17 protein-coding genes are annotated in these 19,862 nt (G+C 40.7%); all 17 read right to left on the reverse strand.

Going from position 1 to position 19,862, the window contains the following annotated elements:
• Positions 1-17 precede the first annotated feature (17 nt).
• Complete coding sequence (locus ORH16_RS07815) at positions 18-1,418, reverse strand: M24 family metallopeptidase (protein WP_265457733.1); 1,401 nt, start codon at positions 1,416-1,418, stop codon at positions 18-20.
• Between the two features lie 362 nt (positions 1,419-1,780).
• On the reverse strand, positions 1,781-1,918 hold the full coding sequence (locus ORH16_RS07820) for a hypothetical protein (protein WP_265457734.1): 138 nt from the start codon (positions 1,916-1,918) through the stop codon (positions 1,781-1,783).
• 2 nt (positions 1,919-1,920) lie between these two features.
• The gene (gene rlmD, locus ORH16_RS07825; protein ID WP_265457735.1) at positions 1,921-3,291 is read right to left on the reverse strand and encodes a 23S rRNA (uracil(1939)-C(5))-methyltransferase RlmD; all 1,371 of its coding nucleotides are present in this window, start codon (positions 3,289-3,291) and stop codon (positions 1,921-1,923) included.
• A 327-nt stretch (positions 3,292-3,618) separates the two neighbouring features.
• Positions 3,619-4,659, reverse strand: coding sequence for a diacylglycerol kinase (locus tag ORH16_RS07830; protein WP_265457736.1), 1,041 nt, complete (start codon positions 4,657-4,659; stop codon positions 3,619-3,621).
• 10 nt (positions 4,660-4,669) lie between these two features.
• A complete protein-coding gene (gene gatB, locus ORH16_RS07835; RefSeq protein WP_265457738.1) occupies positions 4,670-6,100 on the reverse strand; it encodes an Asp-tRNA(Asn)/Glu-tRNA(Gln) amidotransferase subunit GatB in 1,431 nt (476 codons plus the stop codon).
• On the reverse strand, positions 6,100-7,569 hold the full coding sequence (gatA, locus tag ORH16_RS07840) for an Asp-tRNA(Asn)/Glu-tRNA(Gln) amidotransferase subunit GatA (RefSeq protein ID WP_265457740.1): 1,470 nt from the start codon (positions 7,567-7,569) through the stop codon (positions 6,100-6,102). Before gatA ends, gatB begins: the two co-directional genes overlap by 1 nt.
• A complete protein-coding gene (gatC, locus tag ORH16_RS07845) occupies positions 7,569-7,874 on the reverse strand; it encodes an Asp-tRNA(Asn)/Glu-tRNA(Gln) amidotransferase subunit GatC (RefSeq protein WP_265457742.1) in 306 nt (101 codons plus the stop codon). The genes gatA and gatC overlap by 1 nt, the downstream gene beginning before the upstream one ends.
• 215 nt (positions 7,875-8,089) lie before the next feature.
• Positions 8,090-10,114 (reverse strand): NAD-dependent DNA ligase LigA, encoded by a 2,025-nt coding sequence (ligA, locus tag ORH16_RS07850; RefSeq protein WP_265457744.1) that lies wholly within the window; start codon positions 10,112-10,114, stop codon positions 8,090-8,092.
• 19 nt (positions 10,115-10,133) lie between these two features.
• Positions 10,134-12,425: a DNA helicase PcrA gene (gene pcrA, locus ORH16_RS07855; protein WP_265457746.1), complete on the reverse strand. Its 2,292-nt coding sequence runs from the start codon at positions 12,423-12,425 to the stop codon at positions 10,134-10,136.
• 221 nt (positions 12,426-12,646) lie between these two features.
• Positions 12,647-13,693: a [citrate (pro-3S)-lyase] ligase gene (gene citC, locus ORH16_RS07860; protein WP_265457748.1), complete on the reverse strand. Its 1,047-nt coding sequence runs from the start codon at positions 13,691-13,693 to the stop codon at positions 12,647-12,649.
• A gap of 176 nt (positions 13,694-13,869) precedes the next feature.
• Positions 13,870-15,264 (reverse strand): oxaloacetate decarboxylase subunit alpha, encoded by a 1,395-nt coding sequence (locus tag ORH16_RS07865; protein ID WP_265457750.1) that lies wholly within the window; start codon positions 15,262-15,264, stop codon positions 13,870-13,872.
• Complete coding sequence (citX, locus tag ORH16_RS07870) at positions 15,257-15,808, reverse strand: citrate lyase holo-[acyl-carrier protein] synthase (RefSeq protein ID WP_265457794.1); 552 nt, start codon at positions 15,806-15,808, stop codon at positions 15,257-15,259. The genes ORH16_RS07865 and citX overlap by 8 nt, the downstream gene beginning before the upstream one ends.
• The gene (citF, locus tag ORH16_RS07875; RefSeq protein ID WP_265457751.1) at positions 15,801-17,333 is read right to left on the reverse strand and encodes a citrate lyase subunit alpha; all 1,533 of its coding nucleotides are present in this window, start codon (positions 17,331-17,333) and stop codon (positions 15,801-15,803) included. Before citF ends, citX begins: the two co-directional genes overlap by 8 nt.
• Before the next feature lie 2 nt (positions 17,334-17,335).
• Positions 17,336-18,223: a citrate (pro-3S)-lyase subunit beta gene (gene citE / locus ORH16_RS07880; RefSeq protein ID WP_265457753.1), complete on the reverse strand. Its 888-nt coding sequence runs from the start codon at positions 18,221-18,223 to the stop codon at positions 17,336-17,338.
• Positions 18,211-18,519 (reverse strand): citrate lyase acyl carrier protein, encoded by a 309-nt coding sequence (gene citD, locus ORH16_RS07885; RefSeq protein WP_265457755.1) that lies wholly within the window; start codon positions 18,517-18,519, stop codon positions 18,211-18,213. The genes citE and citD overlap by 13 nt, the downstream gene beginning before the upstream one ends.
• Before the next feature lie 367 nt (positions 18,520-18,886).
• Positions 18,887-19,012 (reverse strand): OadG-related small transporter subunit, encoded by a 126-nt coding sequence (locus ORH16_RS07890; RefSeq protein WP_265456672.1) that lies wholly within the window; start codon positions 19,010-19,012, stop codon positions 18,887-18,889.
• Positions 19,013-19,103: 91 nt separating this feature from the next.
• The coding region (locus tag ORH16_RS07895) for a sodium ion-translocating decarboxylase subunit beta (RefSeq protein ID WP_265456670.1) at positions 19,104-19,862 on the reverse strand (759 nt) is incomplete at its 5' end.

Genomic DNA, 19,862 nt, shown 5'->3' on the forward strand with positions numbered 1-19,862 from the left:
TCACCCCTTGATTGCGATCACATTTTTTTGGTTAACACTTGGTCGGCCTGCAACATAAACGGGCTGTATAAAGCCACTGTATCAGAAAGCGGTAAAAGTTGCGGGCTTATTTGGATACCTAACACATCTTTTAAAAAGGCTCGCCGTGTTTGAATCGCCTGCCACAAAATTGGATAGCTGGCTTTTAATTCATTTTGCAGCTTTTCATCGGCAAGGCATAAGGTACTTTCACAACTGGCTCCGGCATAACCCGCCATTGAAGGAATAATATCTAATTGTAAGAGCATGCCGCTGGTTAGAATTTCTTTTGAATTAGGATAGATTGGCGATGACAGCCATTCTTCATCAGCAACTAAATGACCTGGATTCAAATGCCAATGATAAGTGGCTTTTGGCAGAGCCTCTTCAATTAATTGATACACCTCAGCACCGGTTTGACCAACCTGCAAATTTTCTAACCAAGTAACGACAGTGGCAAAATACGGCTTCGCCAATTTCTCCAAATAATCCTGCTGCCCTTCAGGTAATTCACTCGCCTCATTGACGCCATAACCTGCTCGAGAGGACAAGCCACCTTTATACCCAACAGTTAAAGAAATCGTCTCGCCAAGCATCAATTTTTTTTCGGTTGGATATAAATTAGCCTTTTTAAAACGTTCCCCAAAAGCAGCAATCGTAACAACACTATTTGACTGACCTAATTGATTTAGCTGTCTGCCAATTTCAAATTCACTGACGCCTAGCTGCAGATTCTTAATAGCAGAAAAAATCCCCTGCCCGGCTAATTGTGCGCCAAAGGCATAGTGGGCAATTTCGTTCGCATTATTTTGCGTTCTGGCACCAGCTTGACTGCTATCAATGAACAAGCCTGTTTCGTTGCTTAAGTTATCTTCTCCAACGACATTTTTTAAAGCCGCTACTAAATAATAGGGCACTTCAAACAAACTTTGATTGTCTGCATGATTACTAGTAAATAATTTCCAACCGACTAAACCAACACGAGTATTTTCCTTTAATTCAGCCTCAACAAGATACTCCGTTAACGGCTTATCGTCGGTCATTGGCTGATTTGGTAAAGAAAAATGAGGTACATGAATCGCTTTTGCTGAAAGACGAGCTTTATCGGCTTTGTTTAAGTTTTCATTTCCTAATAATAAAAACCCTCGACCATCTTGATGTAAAACTAGCAGCGCCTCTTCAAAGCGGGGGACAAAGCCAGTCAAATATTCAAAATTGCCGCCATGCTCCAAGTCTGAATAAATTACTAGACTGTCCAGTTGCTTGGTTTTCATTAGGTTTAGGACTTTTTCTCTTCGAGCGGCCAGCGTTTCGTCAGTCAGAGGCACTCGTTTTAATTCTGTCAATTCTGGTAATTGAATTTTCGTCAAATTAATTTGCTTTGCGGATGTGATTGTCATAAGTCGCTCATTTCTATTGTGATTTTTAACGATTATTTTTTTAGGAAGCAATTTTAATAATGAATCTTAGATTCCTATTATTATAACATTTTTATTCTTGAAAAATAAGCTTGACCTCTGTGGCTGCTTCGAAATTTAATTGTAAGTCAGTTGTCTTGCTTTCAAGTTTATCGGTAGGCCGAAAATACTTTCGCTATCGAATTTCTTAGATTAGTGTTAGCAAATGCTTAATGACCAATAACAGAGTTCAGCTTCTCACAACCACTGTTTTCTTAGAAATTTGTTTCTTCCTTACTTGCATATTCAAAAAAGACAAAGAAAAAGCCAAGATTCTTTGACGGAATCTTGACTCAGCACAAAACTTATTTATTATAAATTTTTGGTCCTTTGCGCATATTTTTGCGGTCGTTGCGGGGAGTATTCGTGTTGGCTGACTTGCCGCCCCCTTGTTTCTTTTTGATAATTTCTAACATTTTTTCTTTGGTATTTTTTTCAGTCATGTTTACGCTCTTTTTGTCAGCAGTGTGACACTTTCTATATGATAAGTTTGCGGAAATAAATCCACTGGCTGAATTTTTTCCGCTTGATAGCCTAAGTCGGCAAAAAGTTTTAAGTCCCGTGCCAAAGTAGCTGGGTTACAAGAAATATAAATCACTCGACTTGGATCGCTTTCGGCAATCGAGTCAATCAGACTATTGGTCAAGCCTTTACGAGGCGGGTCAACAAAAACCACAGAAGGTTTGATTCCGTCTGCAACCCATTTGGCCATCATTTTTTCAGCAGAACCCAGTTTGTAATCAGCATTGTCGATATCGTTTAACAGAGCATTCATTTTAGCATCGGCAACTGCTTCAGCAATTACCTCCACACCATAGACATGTCCCACACGTTTTGCCAATGACAGACCGATTGTGCCAATCCCCGAATAAGCATCGACGACAACATCTTCTTTAGTCAAACCAGCAAAGTCAAAGGCCGTTTGATACAAAAATTCCGTCTGTAAAGTATTCACTTGATAAAATGAACGACTAGAGATAGCAAATTTATTATCTAAAAGCTGATCTTCAATATAATGCTTGCCATAAAGCAAAATTTCTTTATCACCTAAGATGACGTTGGTCACTTTTTCGTTGACATTTTGAATGACCGACACCACTTCGGGAAGTTCTTTGGCAATTTGCTCCGCCAATTCTTTACCCTTAAAGAATTTTTCTAATCTGGTTACTAATGTTACCATCATTTCATGACTATAATGGCCCCGACGAATAATAATATTGCGTAAAAAGCCACTGTTATCTGTCTCGTTATAAGGTTTAACATTGAAGCGACATAAAATTGCTTTAATTGTTTGCAAAGCTTCGTCAATTTTTGGATCTTGAATAACAAAATCTTCAATCGGTACGACATCATGGGAATTTTTCCGATAAAAACCGATTTCCAACTGGCCATCAATCTTTCTTACCGGCACTTGAGCCTTATTACGATAGCCGACTGGGTTGGCCATGCCAATGGTGGGCAAAACAGGCACCTCCGGCAATTTAGCGATGCGGGCTAAATCTTTCTCGATTTGCTGTTGTTTAAACAACAACTGCTTTTCGTATTTCAAATGGCCTAAAGGTGCAATGCCAGTTCTTAGTAAATCTAAATTAGCCAATGGCTGACGGTCTGGGCTTTCTGTTAATAATTCTAACACCTTACCATAGCCAAACTTATTCCCAACTTTGACGACTAACGCTTTGACTTCCTCGCCAATCAAGGCATTTTCAATAAAAATGGGATAGCCATCAATTTTGGCAACCCCTAATCCTTCATGGGTCAAATCCGTAATTACAACAATTATTTGCTGATTTTTTTCTACAGGGTACTCTTTCATTGTGTGCTCCTTAAAATTTTCTTCTCGCTACATCATAAAGAATTCCCCGCTAAAAAGCAATCAATTCCTTGTAACCTTAAAAGAGAGTGACCGTAACACAAGTTTTTCTTACAGAATATCCCGAAAAATAAAGACTTTGCTTCTGTGGTCCAGTTGTTCCTCAAAGGCAAAGCAACATTATCTCAATACTCAGCAGGTTATCTTAAAAGCTCTAACTAAAAATTTATTTAAAATCCCTAGCTAAAAGCTCCATTACCAACTTCTACTGAATATTCTTCGGAAAAACTTTTCTGTAATAACTTGTGTCACAGCCACTCATCATGACTATTATTTATCTTCAATCTGACCGTCGCCATCGAGGTCTTCATCAGTTAATTTTTCAACTTCTCTGACAAATTCTTTACCGACTTCTTCATATTCGGCTTCTTCTGGATCAACGCCAGTGATAGCCTCGTCAGGAATCGCATCGGTATTGGCAAAAAATTCCAAATGCTGATGGAGATTTTCAAAACGCATCGGCGCATCACCGCCGTATTCTCCGTCTAAATTAATCATCAACGGTTTATCCAGTTCTTCGGTTTCCACATAAAGAGTGTTGGTCTTTTGATAAATAATCCGCGGGTCGTTGACGTGTTTGCCACCGTTCATCATTAAAGCAATCAGATGGACAATTTCAAAAATATTCGCCGTTTTGACGATGATTAAAGAAAATTTACCATCATCCAATTTAGCATCCGGCACAATTTGTTCAAAGCCGCCAACTGAATTGGTTAAGCCGATAAAAAACATCGATGCTTGTCCGTCATAAACGCCATCATCGTATTCGATATGCATTTGGACTGGTTTTACCCGAGGCAGCATTTCTGCTCCTTTGACTAAATACGCTAAGTAGCCAAAAATGCTTTTCAACTCCGAAGGAACTTCGTAAGTTAGTTCTGTCAGATAACCGCCGGCTGCAATATTAATAAAATAAGTGTCAGCAGCCTTCCCGATATCCATCTTAACCGTTTGATTGCGTTTAATTATCTCAGCAGCCCCTTTAATGTCGCCTCTCGGGATGCGTAACGCCCGTGCATAGTCATTGGTGGTCCCCGCTGGAATCACCAAAATTTTAGGGCGAATAGCTAACGGTGCTAAACCATTGACCACTTCGTTAATCGTACCGTCACCACCGGCTGCCACCACGACTTCAAAACCTAGCTCACCAACTCGGCGGGCTTCGCTTTTAGCAGAATTCGGCTCTGGTGTTGTGGCATAAGCACTGGCTTCATAACCGGCCTCTTCTAAGCTTTGAAGAATATCTGCTAAATTTCTTTTTAAGACTTCTTTACCAGAAGTAGGATTATAAATGACGCGTGCTTTTCTCATAAACTTCCTCTTAACGTTTTGCTAATTCTTCTTGTAATAATTTATTGACAACGCCTGGATTGGCTTGTCCTTTTGTCGCCTTCATAATTTGGCCAACTAAGAAGCCAACCGCACGATCCTTGCCGTTTTTAAAGTCATTAACAGATTGTTCATTGTTATCCAAAATTTCATTAATAATTGGCAGTAATTGAGCAGGGTCTGACAATTGAATCAAACCTTTTGCTTCCACGACTTCACGAGCGCCACCACCATTTTCGATTAATTCTTTAAAGACTTTTTTCGCCATCTTAGAACTAATGGTGCCATCAGCAATTAAAGCAATCATCTCGGCTAAATTATCAGGGGTAATTTTCGTTTCAGTCAATTCTAATTTTTCGCTATTTAAATAAGCAGAAACTTCCCCCATCAACCAGTTCGAAGCCTGTTTAGCATCGGCACCGGCTTTCAAAGTATCTTCAAAGAAATCAGACATTTCTCTCGTCAAGGTTAAGACCATCGCATCATATTCTGGCAGGCCTAAGTCTTTGATATAACGTAAACGACGTGACGCTGGCATTTCCGGTAGACTTTCTCTAACCTGGTCAATCCATTCATCATCAATCACAAAACGAGGAATATCAGGCTCAGGGAAATACCGGTAATCACTAGAACCTTCTTTAACCCGCATTAAAATTGTTTTGTTTGTCGTTTCATCAAAACGACGGGTTTCTTGATCGATTTTGCCGCCGGATAATAAGACTTTCGCTTGGCGTTTTTCTTCAAAGGCCAAACCTTTTTTAACAAAGCTCATGGAGTTTAAGTTTTTCAATTCTGTTTTAGTCCCAAACTCTTCTTGACCATAAGGGCGCAAAGAAATATTGGCGTCACAACGCATTGAGCCTTCTTCCATTTTCACATCAGAAACATCGGTAAACTGAATAATTGACCGGAGTGCTTCCAGATAAGCATAAGCTTCCTCAGGTGAACGCATGTCAGCTTCTGAAACAATTTCGATCAGAGGTGTACCTTGACGATTTAGGTCAACGTAAGAATAACCGCCGATGCCGTGCATATTTTTACCAGCATCTTCTTCTAAATGGACCCGTTCAATGCGGATTTTTTTCTTTTGGCCTTCGACTTCGATTTCAATCCAGCCATCATGACCAATCGGTTGGTCAAATTGTGAAATTTGATAAGCTTTTGGATTATCCGGATAAAAATAATTTTTCCGGTCAAAATGGGTGTCCTTAGAAATTTCACAGTTTAAAGCTAAGGCGGCCTTCATACCAAATTCAATAGCAGCCTTATTCATCACTGGCAAAACACCAGGATAGCCCCAGTCAATAATATTAGTATTGCTATTGGGTTCCGCACCAAAATGAGCTGGCGCTGGTGAAAAGATTTTAGAGTTGGTCTTTAATTCAACATGGACTTCAAGGCCGATAACTGTTTCAAAATTCATTATGCTTCTCCCCCTAAAATCACTGGTTTTTGTTTGTGGAAATCAGTCGCTTGCTCAAAAGCGTAAGCGGCTTTATACATGCTAGCTTCATCAAAATGCTTACCGATCACTTGCAAACCAATTGGTAAGCCTTCAGAAAATCCAGCCGGAATGGACATCCCTGGCAGTCCTGCCAAGTTGACTGGAATTGTTAAAATATCACTCATATACATAGTGATTGGATCGTTGATATTTTCTCCTAAGCCAAAGGCCACCGTCGGCGAAGATGGGCCAATGATTAAATCATAGTTATCAAAGACTTTTTTAAAGTCATTCATGATTAAGGTTCTTACTTGTCCAGCTTTTTTAAAGTAGGCATCATAATAACCAGCACTCAATGAGAAAGTGCCCAACATAATCCGGCGTTTCACTTCTAGACCAAAACCTTCAGAACGAGAATTCACATAGACATCTTCTAAGTTTTTGACATTTTCAGAACGATAGCCATAACGAATGCCATCAAAACGTTGCAGATTGGAGCTCGCTTCAGAAGAGGCGATGATATAATAAACGGCTACTCCATATTTTGAATGGGGTAAGCTGACTTCTTCAACAGTTGCACCAAGTTCTTTAAAGGTTTCAGCAGCTTTCAAAATAGCTGCTCGCACATCCGGTTGAACGCCTTCGCCTAAATATTCTTTTGGCAAGGCAATTTTCATGCCTTTGATATCGCCGGTCAAACCAGCGGTGAAATCAGGAACAGAATTGCCAGCAGAGGTGCCATCTTTTGGATCGTATCCGCTGATAGCGTTCAAAGTTAACGCATTGTCTGTTACTGTTCGAGTCAATGGCCCAATTTGATCCAAAGAAGAACCAAAGGCAATCAAACCAAAACGGGATACGCGACCATAAGTTGGTTTCATACCGACAATTCCGTTAAAAGAAGCCGGTTGACGAATTGAGCCGCCGGTATCGCTCCCTAAAGAAACCGGGATTTGACCTGCTGCAACAGCTGCAGCAGAACCGCCAGAGGAACCGCCGGGAACCTTTGTATGATCCCAGGCATTTTTCGTTTCTTTGAAATAAGAATTTTCGGTACTCCCACCCATGGCAAACTCATCCATGTTCAATTTACCAACAGGAATTAAATCCGCTTGATAAACTTTATCCATCACGGTTGCATCGTAAATTGGATTGAAGTTGTATAAAATTTTTGAAGCCGCCGTCGTTAATAGATCTTTGGTCACAATATTGTCTTTAATGCCAATCGGTAAACCGGCTAAAACATTATTTTCGTCAATACCTTTGACATCGATTGCTTTGGCCATCGCCATCGCTTTTTCTTCATTCAAAGTAATAAAGCTTTCAACTTCAGGTTCTGTCGCTTTAATCCGCTCAAAGGTGGCCCCAGTGACATCCGCTGAGGTAACTTCCTTTGAAACCAATAGGTCATGTAATTCGACTAGCGTTTTATCGTATAATTTTTCCATTAGGCACCGGCCTCCCCATTGTCAATAATTGCCGGAACCTTAATAAATCCGTCTTCAGATTCTGGAACGTTGCGCATTAATTCGTCACGGTTCCAACCAGGTGCTGCCACATCTTCCCGCATCACGTTGATTGCTTCAGCGACATTTGAAGTAAACGGAACGCCTGTCGTATCAACCTCTTCTAATAATTCCACCATATCAATAATTTTGCCTAATTGTTCAGTAAATCCCTGCAATTCTTCTTGGTTAAATGAAAGCTTGGCAAGCTTGGCTACGTGTTGGACTTGTTCTTCACTAATTGCCATCGTTTTGTCTCCTCCTACTTCCTGTAAAGGATTATAATTTTGCTGAAATAAAATTCTAAAGGACCGAATGCCTTTACCGGGTTAAAAAAATTATTAAAAATAATTTTCTGAAGCAAACTCTGCTGAGGTCAAGGTCTTCAACAAAAATTTCTCTTTATTCTATCATATGTTTTCCATTTTTCTGTAATATTTCATAAAAAATATCAAAGTTTTTTTTAAAGACTGCTGTTATCTAAGGCCTCTACCATCTGAGCCTCGTCCCAAACGGTAACTCCTAAGCTTTGGGCTTTTGTCAATTTGCTACCGGCCTCTTCGCCGGCAACAACAATATCCGTCTTCTTAGAAACACTGCCGGTCACTTTACCGCCTAGAGTTTCAATTTTTTCTTTGGCTTCTTCCCGCGTGTAATGGGTCAGCTTGCCAGTCAAGACCACTGTTCTATCTTTAAAGGGCGAGCTAACTTCTACCAAGTCAGCCGTCCGGAGGCCTTTGTACTCAAAGTTTACCCCCACAGCTTTCAATTCTGCTAATAGTTCATGCACCTCTTCGTTAGAAAAATAGGTCACCACACTATCAGCGATAATCTGGCCAATTGTTTCCAAATTGACAATTGTTTCGGCATCAGATTGGCTAAGGCTATCTAAATTTCCGAAATGCTCTGCCAAAATTTTTGCCACCTTGGCTCCGACATGGCGAATTCCCAAGCCGAAAATCAAGCGTTCAACCGAATTGTCTTTGCTGGCAGCAATCGCCGATAAAATATTATTGGCGGATTTTTCTTTAATTTTATCTAGCGTTAAGAGGTTTTCTTCGGTAACCTTATATAAATCGGCCACATCTTTGACTAGGCCCTTATCATACATCTGCTCTAAAACCCGTGGTCCCAAGCCATCAATGTTCATGGCATTGCGGGAGACAAAATGATTTAATCCCTCTTTTAAAAGTGCGGGACATTTTGGATTGATACAGCGCAAGGCAACCTCATCTTCCAAATGAACCAGCTCGCTATCGCAGACAGGACAATGGGTCGGAATCTCATAAGGCACGCTGTCAGCTGGTCGTTTATCTAAAATTACTTTAGCAACCTCGGGAATAATGTCGCCAGCTTTATAAATAATCACCGGATCATTCAAATGAATATCCTTCATTTTAATGAAGTCAACATTGTGCAAACTAGCGCGGCTCACGGTTGTGCCAGCAACTCGAACTGGTTTCATAACAGCGGTCGGTGTTACAACACCAGTGCGCCCAATCGTCCATTCAATATTTTCGACTATTGTTTCTGCTTCTTCCGGCGGAAATTTATAAGCTGCAGCCCAACGAGGAGCTTTGACAGTAAAACCTAACTCATCTTGTAAATCAAACTCGTTTACTTTTATGACAATTCCATCAATTTCATAAGGCAGCTGTGTTCTTTTTTCATGGTACATTTCAATGTAATCCCAAACCTCAGCTATTGTCTGGCACAGTTTCCGGTCTTGGTTCACTCGAAAGCCTAACTGATCAAGCTCCTGTAATGCTGTTTCTTGCGTAGTCGCAGTCATAGGACCAAAATCCGCCACCGTATATAAAAAAGTGCTCAGGTTGCGGCTTGCGGCAACTCTGGTATCTAATTGCCGCAAACTACCAGCCGCTGCGTTACGGGGATTGGCAAAAATTTCTTGCCCGGCTTCCTCCCGCTGCTGATTCAATTTCACAAAAGAAGCTTTCGGCATATAGCATTCACCCCGCACCTCGATTGAGATTGGTTCGGTTAAAGTTAAGGGAATTGATTTTACAGTTTTCAAATTTTCCGTGATATTTTCGCCGACTGTGCCATCCCCTCGAGTCGCTCCTTGCACAAAGCGACCATTTTCATATTTAAGAGAAATGGAAAGTCCATCAATTTTCAATTCGCATTCATACGTTACTGGCTGACCGACTGCTTTTTGCACTCGTGCATCAAAAGCAATTAGCTCCTCTTTGCTAAAAACATCATTCAAGCTATACAGAGGGACATCATGGGTCACTTTTTCAAATCCAGGTAAAATTTTGCCGCCGACTCGTTGGGTTGGCGAATCCTCGGTCACTAAATCAGGATAGTCTGTTTCAATTGCGACTAATTCTGCATATAATTTATCGTAAACGTAATCTTCGACACTAGGTCGATCTTTAACATAATACTCGTAAGAATAATGATTCAATTCCTGCCGCAGCTCGGCAGCTCGCTGCGTCGCTTCAGTTAAATTTAATTGGCCCACAAAAACTCCTCCTTCACGTTTAAACTTTTTCAATTGGTGCAAAGGCTGCTAGCAGTCGCTTGATGCCTTGCTCTGGAAAAGCAATATCCAATTCCATATCTTTGGCATTGCCACCGACTTTGACAACGGTGCCGATGCCCCATTTTTTATGTTTCACCTTGTCGCCAGCGGCCCAACCTGTCGCTTCCCCACCAGTTGAAACTTTGCTGGTGACTTTTTGATTAGGTAGGGTTCGGCTCGGGGTACTACCGGTTCTAGTCGAGACTTTTTGTCCCGCTGCTCCCGGTTGAAAAACTTTCGGATTGAACGTTTGCGTCGGTTGACTGCTGCCTGCTGTCCGCATGCCCTGTACCTGCATCAGTTCTTCATCAATTTCATTTAAAAAGCGTGATGGCCGATTGTACTGAGTTTTACCATATAACGTTCTGGAAAACGCATTGGTGACATAGAGCACTTCTTCCGCACGGGTGATGCCGACATAAGCCAAGCGTCGTTCCTCTTCTAATTCTGCCTCTTCCATCATCGCCCGAGACAGCGGAAAGACGCCCTCCTCCAAGCCGATTAAAAAGACTACTGGAAATTCCAATCCTTTGGCAGCATGGAGAGTCATTAAAGTGACTTGTGAGGTACTTTCCTCCAAATTATCTAAATCTGAAACAAGAGCTAAATCATTCAGAAAAATTACCAGTTTATCAACTGGGGATTCTTCTTGTGTTTCATCAATTTCTTGGGCTTCATAACGTTTATCAAATTCTTTTGTCACGGTTAAAAACTCTTCTAAGTTTTCGATGCGGGCTTGGGCTTCCAAATTATTTTGGCGAACTAAATCCTCTTGATAGCCACTGCGCTCCAAACTTTCCTTAACCAATTCTGTAATTGACATGTAAGGGACCATCTTTGTCAGTTGGTCAATCATCGTCGCAAAATTTCCCAGCTCCCGCCCAGCTTTACCGGAGATATTTGCTAAATCAATATTTTCAGCTGCTTCAAGCAATGAAAAATCATGGATTTCAGCGAACTGCCGCAACTTATCAATCGAACCAGGGCCGATACCTCGTTTTGGCGAATTGACCACCCGTTCAAAACTCAAAGAATCTTTATGATTCGCAATCACAGTCAGATAAGCCAAAATATCTTTAATTTCCTTGCGGTCATAGAACTTATGCCCGCCGACCATCGTGTAAGGAATGTTTGATTTTAGCAGGGTTTCTTCCATCACCCGCGATTGGGCATTGGTCCGGTACAATACCGCAAAATCTCCATACTGACGTTGATTATCCTGCATTTCTTTTTGCATCTGAGCGACGATAAAACGGGTTTCATCCCGCTCATTATCCGCCCGATAATACACAATTTTTTCCCCGTCTAAATTTTCCGTCCAGAGTTCTTTTTTACGGCGGTTTTGGTTATTTTCAATCACTTGATTGGCGGCCGCTAAAATATTTTTAGTCGAGCGATAATTTTGTTCTAATAAGATGACCTTCGCATTCGGATAATCCTTTTCAAAGTCCAAAATATTCTGCATGTCGGCTCCCCGCCAGCCATAAATACTTTGGTCGGCGTCCCCCACCACACATAAGTTTTTAAAACGGGCAGCCAAAGAATTGACCAACGTGTATTGCGCATGATTGGTATCTTGATATTCATCCACATGAATATAGCGAAACTTATTTTGATAATAAGTTAATGAATCCGGATTTTCCTCAAACAAGCGAATAGTATTCATAATCAAATCATCAAAGTCCATACTTTGATTGTTCCGCAATTCCTTTTGGTAGCGCTCATAGGCCTTTGTCACAATTTCCTCGTAAAAGCTGCCAGACATTTGGGCATAATCTTCTGGAGAGAGCAATTGGTTTTTAGCGTTGCTGATGGTTCCTAAAATGGAACGGGGATCGTATTTTTTTGGATCAATATTTAATTCTTTTAAGACACGTTTCATCAAAGTCAGCTGTTCAGAGGAATCAACAATCGTAAAATTACGACTATAACCGATAAAGTCAACATCTCGTCTTAAAATACGAACACACATGGAGTGAAAAGTCGAGACCCAGACATCTTCTCCACCTTGACCTAACAGACCGTTGACCCGCTCCTTCATTTCTCGAGCAGCTTTATTAGTAAAGGTGATGGCTAAAATATTCCAAGGATTAACCTCTTTTTCTTCAATTAAATAAGCGATGCGATGGGTCAGCACACGGGTCTTTCCGCTGCCGGCACCCGCCATTAATAATAAGGGTCCTTCAGTATGCAAGACGGCTTCCTTTTGCCGGGGATTCATGCTTTTTAATAGTTCATTGGTTGAAGTCATGCTTAATTCCTTTCTATTTGCTTAAAAAGCTTCTCAGTAAGTTTTTGCCGCAGACGAGCAAACTAAAAAATCATCCTTCACATTATAGCATTGCCAGCACATCCGATGAAACATTTACCTCTAAATAATTTGAAATAATCAAAATAAAGAGCCTCTAAAGCTCAGCGGCTTTTAGCCTTGAGCAAATTAGAGGCGAGTCTTCTTTTCAAATGATAATTTTGTTAATAATGCTTGATTTCTTTTGCCAAAGACATTTGATCAATAATTTTTTGACCAGCAGCTGTTTCAAAAAAGGCTAATGTCGTCTTAGGAACATATTCAGCTACTTGTGCAAACTGATGATCGACTAGCAGCTGTCGCACCGTTGAGGCACTAATCATCTCACCTTCAGCTTCAAAGCGAGGCACAATCACCACTTCAACGCCCACTTTAGCTAATTCTTTAATCGTATTTTGGTTATATAATTCAGTCACTCGACTAGTCGGTTCCGTTCCCATATAGCGCCGCTGAATACCTAATTGCTGAGAAATATTAGCAAAGATTGTCCCATCTAAACTAGCTTGCGCATCAATGACTTGATTTTCTTCCTTTAAAAAGTAGCTGGGAAAAATCGCCATACTAATCAAATAACTGCCAGTTTCTTGATAGCTGATGTTTTTTAGATGCTGAGTGCCCTCCATCATTAATTTTTTCCGGACGGCATAAGGGACTAAACTCTCATCCTCGCTAACCATGAAAAGGTGAAGCCAGTCATTTTCTGCTGCTGCTTTTTCGATTAATTTTTGATGTCCGAAAGTAAACGGGTTGGCATTCATAACAATTGCCGCCACCGTATTTTTATCTGCTGGTGTCTGTACAAGATTCGTCAAATATTCTTTAAAACCATCCCGTCGATTTTCTAAAAAGACAAGGCGATTGTCGACCTTCGCAATTGTATAAAAACCTAAGTCCTCAAAAAAAATGGCTGTTTCTTTTTTTGTGTAAACAAAAAGATGATCATTGCCTCTTTCAAACTGATATTGAATCAGATGACTAATCAGCTGATTCATAATGCCTTCCCCTTGATAATGTTCATCAATTGCAATGCAGCGTAAAGAATTTTTAAAACAACTGCCGGTGGCCACCAATTTTCGGTTGCGGTCGAAAACACCACAGGTATAATCCAAATTTGCGTCTAAGGTAATACCTTCTTGTTCTAAAAGTCCTTCGACAATCAACATTTCCTGTTTATTTCTTGGTGAGATCTCACCAATCAGATAATCATTCATTTTAAATTTCCCTTCCTTTTTAAACTAACAAACGATTGAAAATCGTTTTATGTATGGTAAAAAAGTGCTAATGTTTTTTCAAAAGGATTTTTTTATTGGCAGCAAGTAAAACTAGCATTTTATTTAAAAAAAGCTGCGATAAAAGGTCAGACCTCATTATCGCAGACTTTTCAAGCTTACTCAGCTTCAATTGTGACACTTACTGTTTGCACTGGCACATCATAGAAAGGATCTTCTCTGCGGCCTAAGAAGTCTTTGGCTTGTTGTGGGAACAAGGCGTAATCTAAGACATCTTCTTCTGATTTTGCATACTCTTTGATTTCTTCTCTGAATTCAGGTAACTGTGGCGCAATTAAATCAGCTGGACGAACGGTCACCACTGCTTCGTCGCCGATGATTTTTTCTTTAATGTCTTCTGAAATAGCGACAGGTGGCTGGCCGTATAAGCCCTTCACGTAGTCTTTAATTTCAGTTGGAATTAATTTGTAACGCTCACCAGAAATCACGTTCATCAACGCTTGAGTTCCTACCATTTGAGACAATGGCGTTACCAAAGGAGGGTAACCTAAATCTGCCCGCACTTTCGGCACTTCAGCTAGTACCTCATCGTATTTATCTTGTAAGCCTTGTTCTGTTAATTGGCTCAACAGATTCGACAACATCCCACCAGGCACTTGGAAAATTAATGTTTTTGGTTCGACATCTTTCACTTTGGGATTCAAAATGCCTTCATTGCGGAATCGATCACGAATCGGATTAAAGTATTCGGCAATTTCGGTTAATTTATCTTGTTTTAAACCTGTATCAAAGCCTAATCCTTCTAACGCAATCGAAACAGATTCCGTTGCTGGCTGACTCGTGCCACCAGCAAAAGAAGAAATAGCTGTATCGATAATATCTGCGCCCGCTTCTGCGACTTTCAAATAGGTCATTTCAGAAATCCCGCTAGTTGCATGAGTGTGAACTTCTAATGGTAAATCAATACTGTCTTTGATACGGCTCACCAATTCAAAACCAGTTTCAGGCGTAAGCACTCCCGCCATATCTTTAATACAAATTGAATCTGCACCTAAATCTGCCATTTCCTTGGCTAACTTTACAAAATAATCAACCGTATGGAAGTCACTAGTCGTATAAGAAATAGCCGTTTGGATATGTCCGCCAGCTTCTTTCCCAGCTAAAACTGATGTTTTTAAATTCCGTGTGTCATTCAAGGCATCGAACACACGAATCACATCAATCCCGTTTTGAATCGATTTGGTCACGAAATCCTTCACCACATCATCGGCATAATTTTTGTAGCCTAAGAGGTTTTGTCCTCGTAACAGCATTTGTAGTTTAGCGTTTTTAACTTCTTTGCGAATGGCACGTAATCTTTCCCACGGGTCTTCATTTAAAAAGCGCAGGCAGGAATCAAATGTTGCCCCTCCCCACATTTCTAAAGAATGGAAGCCGGCTTCGTCCATTGTTTTTAAGATGGGTAACATATCGGATGTCGGCATTCTGGTGGCGATTAAGCTCTGTTGACCGTCCCGCAAGACGGTTTCCATGAAACGAATTTTTTTAGTCATTTTTGTGCATCCTTCCTTTCTCAATAATTTCTACAATTTTAGCCTGCATGTCTTCAACGGAGTGGGTCCGATTACGCCCGCAGTCTTTGGCCGATTTTTCGCAAATCAGACAACGTCTTTGGGGCAATCCTAAATCCTCTCGACTGATTGAAGTCAGTTCATCATCAGCTAACCATAACACATCTAAATCAACCAAGCGACCAAGGGGATGATTTTCTTCCAACTGTACCATCCGACGCTTCAGTTCTTGTGGTGTTAAAGTGGTCAGGGCAAAATATTCTAGTCCAGTTTTTTCATCTCGATATAAATTGGCAGAAGGCGGTGTATCCGCCAACGCTTCTTCGATTGCTAGCTGGATGTCTTTAAAAATCTCAGCTAATTCATCAGAACGTTTAACCGGACCCGGAATATTCATCGTAGCCGATAATAAAGCTGTATCTGCGGCAATTTGAAGAATGTCTAACTGGGTGTTCCGTCGCATTTCTCTTGCATCAAGCATTTCAAAAAGATTCACCTCTGGACCAGCAAAGGTTGAATTAGACATTTCTAACCACGTCAATTAAACTTCCATCACGATATTCAATTAACGCAACCACTTTGTCGCCATATTGAATCGCTTCAGGTGTTCCAACAACGCTATAGGCTTTTTCTTTTAAATCTTCAATGGTTAATTGTGGTACATCTAATTTTTTGAAATGTTCAATTAAATCTTGACGTTCAGGGTTGATAGCAATCCCAATCTCGGTTACAACAACGTCAACACTTGAACCTGGTGTCACAACGGTATTCACTTGATCAACAATAGTCGCAATTCGACCGCGAATAATTGGCGCAATCACTAAACTCATTTTACAAGCCATACTTGTATCTGAGTGTCCGCCTGAAGCTCCCCGGATAACACCGTCAGAACCGGTCATAACATTTACATTAAAGTTTGTATCAATTTCCAATGCAGAAAGGATTGCTGTATCTAATTGATTGATCACAGAGCCTTTACTTAATGGAGAAGCATACATATTGGCATCAATTTCGTAATGGTTGCTATTTTTGCCAAGGGAAACTGCTGATGGATGGTCAAAGTCTTGCACGTCGATAATTTTTTCAACTAAGCCTTCTTCTAATAATTCCACCATCGCATTGGTAATGCCGCCTAAAGCAAAGCTGGCAGTAATGCCATCACTAATCATTTTTTCTCTTAGGAAACGTGACACTGCTAAAGCCGCGCCACCTGTACCAGTTTGGAAAGAAAAACCTTCTTTGTAGTAAGGTGAATTAGTGATAACTTTTGCTGCATATTCAGCAATCAATAATTCTTTTGGATTTTTAGTAAAGCGTGTTGCGCCTTTAGCAATCCCTTGAGGATCCCCAATAGCATCAACTTCCACAACAAAATCAACATCCGTTTGCGGAATACTAATTGGCGTGTTAGGGAAAGGAACTAAAGTGTCGGTAATAATTACCACTTGGTCAGCGTATTTCGCATCGATCATCGCATATCCTAGTGAACCACAGGTTGCTTTTCCGACAGTCCCGTTGGCATTTCCGTAAGGATCAGAACTTGGCGCACCTAAAAATGCGACGTCAATATGAATGTCGCCTGTCGCAATCGCTCTTGCTCGACCGCCATGGGAACGAATCACAACTGGATTTTCCATGATGCCTTGAGAAATTGCTGCTCCAACTTTATCTCTTAAGCCTGAGGAAGTAATATTAGTAATCAAACCACTTTTAATGTGGTCAATAATTGGTTCGTGAACATTGGCGATAGAACTTGGTGCAATTGATAAATTTTTGAAGCCCATTTCTGACAGCTCAGCTAAGACCATGTTCATCACATAATCACCTTCACGGAAGTGGTGATGGAAGGAAATCGTCATACCGTCTTTTAAGCCAGTTTTTTCAACAGCTTCACGAATACTGCTGACTAATTTTGTATCTCTAGGTTTTACCGGCTTAATTTTCCGACTAGCTTCTTGATAATCTTTAATATTTGCTAATTCGCCTTCAAACACTCCGTATTGGTCAGCATATTCTTGAGGAATATCTTTACCTACTTTATTTAAAACCATGATTAAATATCCTCCTCAGTAATCAATTTAGCTGCTTTAGCTAAGGCAATCACACGCTCTGCCCGCTCAACAATTGGTTTATCAATCATTTTGCCGTTTAGTGAAATAACGCCGGAACCTTTTGCTTCGGCATCACGAATCGCCCAAATGACTTCTTTAGCATTTTGAATTTCTTTTTCTGTTGGCGCATAAATAGCATTCACCAATGGAATTTGACGTGGGTTGATGACTGATTTGCCATCAAAGCCAAGCTGTTTGATTCGGCGAACTTCATTTTCGAAGCCTTCAGTATTGTCAACATCTGAATAAACGGTATCGATTGCAGCGATACCAGCCGCCCGAGCAGCGTGGATAATCATGCTGCGGGCAAATAATAATTCTTGCCCATCTGGATAGCGAACTGTTTTCATATTGGTTGCGTAATCTTCAGCACCTAAAGCAATCCCAATTAATCGATCTGAAGCGACGGCAATTTCTCGTGCGTTTAAAACACCTTCAGCTGATTCAATAGCTGCCATCATTTTAGTAGTGCCAACAGGAATGGCATTGTCTTTTTCCACTTGTGTAATCACAGCATCTACATCGACAATATCTTGAGCAGTTTCAGTTTTAGGTAAGCGGACGACGTTAACGCCAGCTAAGACCATTGCTTCAACATCTTGTGCGCCAACGGTATCTAAGCCATTAATCCGCACGACGGTTTCAACGCTACTGTAATCAAATGTTTTTAAAGCAAAATGCACTAAAGCTCTGGCTGAATCTTTTTCCTTCAAAGATACCGCATCTTCTAAATCAAACATAATAGAATCAGCGCCATATAAAGGAGCATCTCTTAGCATGGCTGCATTAGCGCCTGGTACAAACATCATTGTTCTTCTTAAGCGTTCCATGAGTCAATCTCCTTCCAATCAAAAGCATCTTTCCCTGCTGAGCGATAAACAGCCGTAATTAAACGGGCTTGGATTGTACAATCTAAGGCACCTTTATCGACAGCATCAATTTTTGCTGAAGTGACACCAAGATTATTAAGAGTTGTTTTGATAACTTGACGAATTTGTTGGCCGTATTGTTTTTCAACACTGCTGTCTAACGAGATGGCCACTTCATTGGCATCATTTTGTTTGACCGTAATCATAATATCGCTAGATTCAACTGTGCCAGCTACAGCATTTTTGATAATTTCCACTTCTCTTCACCTCTGTAATTGATGGTTTATTGCAAATCGTGATAGCTTTTTCAGCGAAAGTAATTTAGGCATGACTTTTTTACCGTCATGGTAAGCGGCTTCATCTGGTGTTTCCAGAATAATAGCAGCATTTAAAACAACCTTCGTTGCTGAATATTTGTAACAATTCGGGTTATGGCACAAGTTCATCTAAACCTGTACTAGCCAAATATTATTTAAAATAGAAGCTGTTAAACAATTTCAATTTATATTTCAAATCGTCTTGTCCAACAGAGCCTCCACTTTTTGTAGAGGCTCTGTTGGAGTGAGCTCCCATTATAAATAATGTGAGTAATGTCTTTGTAAAACGACTTATGCCATAATCCTTTTATTTTTTAACTGGAAATAATTTACTCAAAATCATTGAGGCAAAGTAGATGACTAGAATCACGACGAAAACGCCGCCCCAACCAAAAACTAATAACTGCAACGCTGTTTGTAACGCTTCTGACATGTTGGTTCCTCCTCATTTTTATATCGTGTAATGCACTTTGACAAGCTCCCTCAACGTGTAACTCGTTGAGGGAATGGAAACAAAAATTGTCTTAACCGCCTAACAGGGCTAAAACTAATCCACCAGCGATTACTGAAGCGATTTGTCCAGAAACATTGGCACCCGCCGCATGCATCAAGATAAAGTTTTGCGGGTCTTCTTCGGTTGCCATTTTTTGAATCACTCGGCTACTCATTGGAAACGCTGAAATCCCAGCAGCCCCAATCATTGGATTGATTTTTTCTTTACGGAATAGGTTCAAGACTTTGGCAAAGAGTACTCCACCGATTGAATCCATTACAAATGCAACTAACCCTAAGCCAATTACCATTAAGGTATCCACTTGTAGGAATTCGTTCGCTTGCATCCGCACAGAAATTGTCAAACCTAATAGAATCGAAATAATATTTACCAATTCGTTTTGGGCCGTTAACGACAGACGGTCTAACACACCACATTCTCGCAACAAGTTTCCGAACATCAAGAACCCAACTAATGGCAGTGATGCAGGTGCAATTAACCCAGCCACAATCGAAATGACGATTGGGAAAATAATTTTCGCTGTTTGCGAGACTTCCCCTGCCCGGTAGTTCATGCGAATCCGGCGTTCATGTTTGGTTGTCACCGCTTTGATTGCCACCGGTTGGATAATTGGCACTAACGCCATGTAGGAATAGGCGGCAACCATGATGGCCCCTAGATATTTCGAATTCAAAGTATTGGCTACGAAGATGGAGGTTGGTCCATCCGCCGCGCCGATAATTCCGATTGACGCCGCATCGTTAATATCAAAACCAATTAATACAGCCAC

The sequence above is a fragment of the Enterococcus sp. HY326 genome, from assembly GCF_026157065.1.
Lineage (GTDB): Bacteria > Bacillota > Bacilli > Lactobacillales > Enterococcaceae > HY326.